Below are 3562 nucleotides of genomic sequence, written 5' to 3'. Positions count from 1 at the left end.
CCATTTATAGAAAGTTGAATTACCCATGCCATATTTACGACAGAGCTCCTTGACAGGAATACCGGCTTCAGCTTCTTTTAAAATAGATACAATCTGATGTTCAGTCATTTTTTTCATAATTAAATCCCCTTTACTTTTATCATAGAGAATTTTCTACTTTTTTGCTGTACTATTTTAGGGGATAGTTACAGTGCTAAGCCAAAATTAGTAATTAAAAAATTAATTATCGAATTTAGTGACAGTATTAACTGTCACTTTTAATTTACAAATATATAAAATTTAGGATGTGACTAATCTAACTAGGTAGATAACGATTATCCTTAATAATATAAGGCTCAGCTATTTCATTCCATACAACCTGAGCCATTTTTTGCCATTCGGTTGGATTATTCTGCTTTGCAATATAATCCCTTATTAATTTTACAGATTGGTTAAATTGTTCTTTATCCAACTCTACAAAAGAATAAAACTTTAAGTATTCTCCTTCTTCCGATTTTATGATTTCGTGTAATTTAGGATAATTAGGCAAAAATACCGCATCGAGTAAATCGCCAAAGGCATCCCAATAACTGCTATTTACAAATCCTCCTGTCCTTTGAAAATTAGCTTCTCGTTGCTCTTTATCGTTCCAACCTACGAATAAACTTGCACCCATTGTACTACCTCATGATAATGATTTTATTTTGTTGTGTTTTAGGCAATGTTTTTATGTAATCTAAAAATATTTTTTGATTAGCAGGTGTTAATACCCTAAAGTCAACAGGGACAAAATCCGCTTTCTTCAAATGATCTTGAATAACATCTTTACCGCTGCCAATATTCATGTTTTTTTCGTAAAATTTATTTAATCCATCAATTTCTTTTTGCGAAAGCTTATCAGTTGTATATAAAGCATCTACTGTTTTACCTTTATTAGGACCTGAAGTAATTACAAAGTCGGGAGATGCGCCTTGTGTTGCTCCTGGCGGAGGAGTATAACGCTCCATTTTACCTAATGCTGGCTCAAGCTGCGCTGCAGCGGCTGCTTCAGCGGGTTTTAATTTACCACTACCGCCCAGATCTGGAGTATTGAGACGGTTCTGCCCTTCCAATGGAGTTTGATTTATTTTCATTTCATTCAAACCATCACTGTTTTTTATTATTTGTCCATTCGTCCCCTTTCCAGCTGCACTATTTTTTATAACTGTTGTTTCAATTTGTTTTGACTGGCTTGCAGCTTGATTCATCAAGCGATTACCTTCAGCAACATTCCCCGCTTTATATGCTACTTCCGCTTCTTTTACCAAAGCTTGTGCAGTTTTAGTTTCAACCTTAATTACTTTTCCTGCTACTTTGATATATTTTGCAAAAGGTAATACTCCTGCTGATGCTATTGCGTAGTCACCCCAACTATCTGCATCCCTAAAGGCGATATAATCACCATATGGCGTCACCAATATAGCTATATCTTCTGGCAATCTCATCAAATCCTCTCTTAAAGGATCATACATAAATTTACCTGAATTCATATCATCTATGATTTGCGAAGCCTCTTCTGGGGTTAGATAACCCGCTGCTGAGGCATGGAGGATACCTTCATAATTTGCCCCTGTTTCAGGTGAAAGACCAATAAAATCGCCACCAAATCCACCATCTGCCCAACTTAATCCATTGTTCTCAACCGCATTCTTACTTGCAGCTATCGAGGTGCTGATGTCTCCTGCATCTCCGCCACTCACTGCAGTTGATAGCCCCATCACTAATTGGGTTAAGGCGCTGATGTTTTGTTTTTCAGCTTCAGTGAGGTCTTTGATGTCTTTTCCACCATAGAGGTTATCTAAGATGACTTTTGACGCCAGCTCGCCGCCTACGGCACCGGCTCCCCCTGCTAAGCCTGAGTTACCTTGTAATTCGGCTACCACCGCACCCAGTATAGCATGCGATACTAATCTTGCTGTTTCATTATCACTCACCCAGTTGCCGTCTTTATCCATATGCCCTGTGTGCAGTTTTATCTGTTCGGCTATCCATGGCGCACTGGCCCCCGCAAGGCCTCCTGTAATGTCACCGGTAATAATGCCTGTGATAATTGATGTCGCTGTGTCAATCCCTTTGCTGACATCTCCCCCCATGGTGCCTAGGTTTTTGGTCGCTTGGTTGGCTTGTAATTGGCAGTCTACCGCATTATGATTGATTACAAAAACGATAAAATGATAGAGGCGAGCACTATCTAATATTTTGGCGAAGTTAAGAATTTAGTCACAGAATTAACTACTATCTTTAAATAACAAATATCCAATTTTGGATAGGGTAAAATCCCAGCATTAAAGCTGGGATAATATTATTTTCCGAAAATCTTAATACCTGAGCGACGGCATACTGAATACCAACAAGCAATTCCCATGATAAGACCTAAGCATGGAAAAAACAAAATTTGTTGTATATTACCCAGATCAAAATCTGCCTCTCCATAAAGAATAAAACCACATAAAAAAAATAATATGTTTGTTATTAGATAAAATAACAAAAAACCTATAGGCATTATAGAGCAGAAATATATAAGTATTAAATATTTTCTATTCATTTTTATCTCTATTATTTTTAATTATTTCAGTTGTTTTTTTATTTAAATATTCACTTGAACTAGATGAAATGCCACTTCCAGTCCAAGTAGGAATTGAGCTTTCTGTATAATGCCCTGTTATTCCTAAAAAGCCTTTGTTTGCTTCATGAATATATTTATTTGCTGCTGTATTAAAGATTGGACGGAGTCCTTTTTCTGCATATTTTCCAAGGCCATAACCAATTGTTGATGAGCCAGCACCAATTATGGCACCTGTTACAGGATCTTTACCATCTAATTGATTCGATAATGCACCCCCAGCAGCATTCCAACTGATTGTTCCCCAAAATTTAGTGCCAAATCCAGCAGTAAAAGCACCCGTTCCTGTTGCTATTCCTACATCTCTCCAACTGATACTGCCATCTTCATTAAAATAATATTGACCACCAATATTTGCTGTACCACTTAAAAATCCACCAATCATTGCTTCTTCTGGTAATAATGCTATCACAACTGGTGCTAACGTAGTACCGCTTGCAATTGCTCTATCTCGAATCATTTCATTCGCATAATCTGTTGCCGCTTTTTTATCACCATTAAATAGCAATAAACCATCTCGATAATCACGGTCAAATTCATCCATTACTTGCAAGGCCATAAAGTTATTCTCAACCGCATTCTTACTCGCAGCTATCGAAGTGCTGATATCTCCCGCATCTCCGCCACTCACTGCTGTTGATAGTCCCATCACTAATTGGGTTAATGCGCTGATGTTTTGTTTTTCAGCTTCAGTAAGGTCTTTGATGTCTTTTCCACCATAGAGGTTATCTAAGATGACTTTTGACGCCAGCTCTCCGCCTACGGCTCCCGCTCCCCCAGCAAGACCTGAGTTGCCTTGTAATTCGGCTACCACCGCACCCAGTATAGCATGCGATACTAATCTTGCCGTTTCATTATCACTCACCCAAGTGCCGTCTTTATCCATATGCCCTGTGTGCAGTTTTATCTGCTCGGCTATCC

The 3562-nt window shown here is 38.2% G+C and carries 4 protein-coding genes; all 4 read right to left on the bottom strand.

Annotated features, from left to right (window positions below):
• On the bottom strand, positions 1-117 hold a 117-nt coding region (locus ACYIAM_RS12860; RefSeq protein ID WP_483747552.1), incomplete at its 3' end, for a transposase.
• 178 nt (positions 118-295) lie between these two features.
• On the bottom strand, positions 296-655 hold the full coding sequence (locus tag ACYIAM_RS12855; RefSeq protein ID WP_174796860.1) for a hypothetical protein: 360 nt from the start codon (positions 653-655) through the stop codon (positions 296-298).
• A gap of 4 nt (positions 656-659) precedes the next feature.
• Positions 660-2111, bottom strand: a complete 1452-nt coding sequence (locus ACYIAM_RS12850) for a VENN motif pre-toxin domain-containing protein (RefSeq protein ID WP_483748539.1) — start codon at positions 2109-2111, stop codon at positions 660-662.
• Positions 2112-2555: 444 nt separating this feature from the next.
• On the bottom strand, positions 2556-3562 hold a 1007-nt coding region (locus ACYIAM_RS12845), incomplete at its 5' end, for a VENN motif pre-toxin domain-containing protein (protein WP_483748538.1).

The sequence above is a fragment of the Gilliamella sp. X-60 genome (assembly GCF_057063585.1).
Note: the sequence above shows the minus strand (reverse complement) of the source record. Positions and strands in the feature narration are given on the sequence as shown.

Bases quoted from the DNA above. Each gene is read 5' to 3' on its own strand.
- ACYIAM_RS12850 (WP_483748539.1), bottom strand. From the start codon at position 2,111: ATGGGGGGAGATGTCAGCAAAGGGATTGACACAGCGACATCAATTATC.
- ACYIAM_RS12855 (WP_174796860.1), bottom strand. From the start codon at position 655: ATGGGTGCAAGTTTATTCGTAGGTTGGAACGATAAAGAGCAACGAGAA.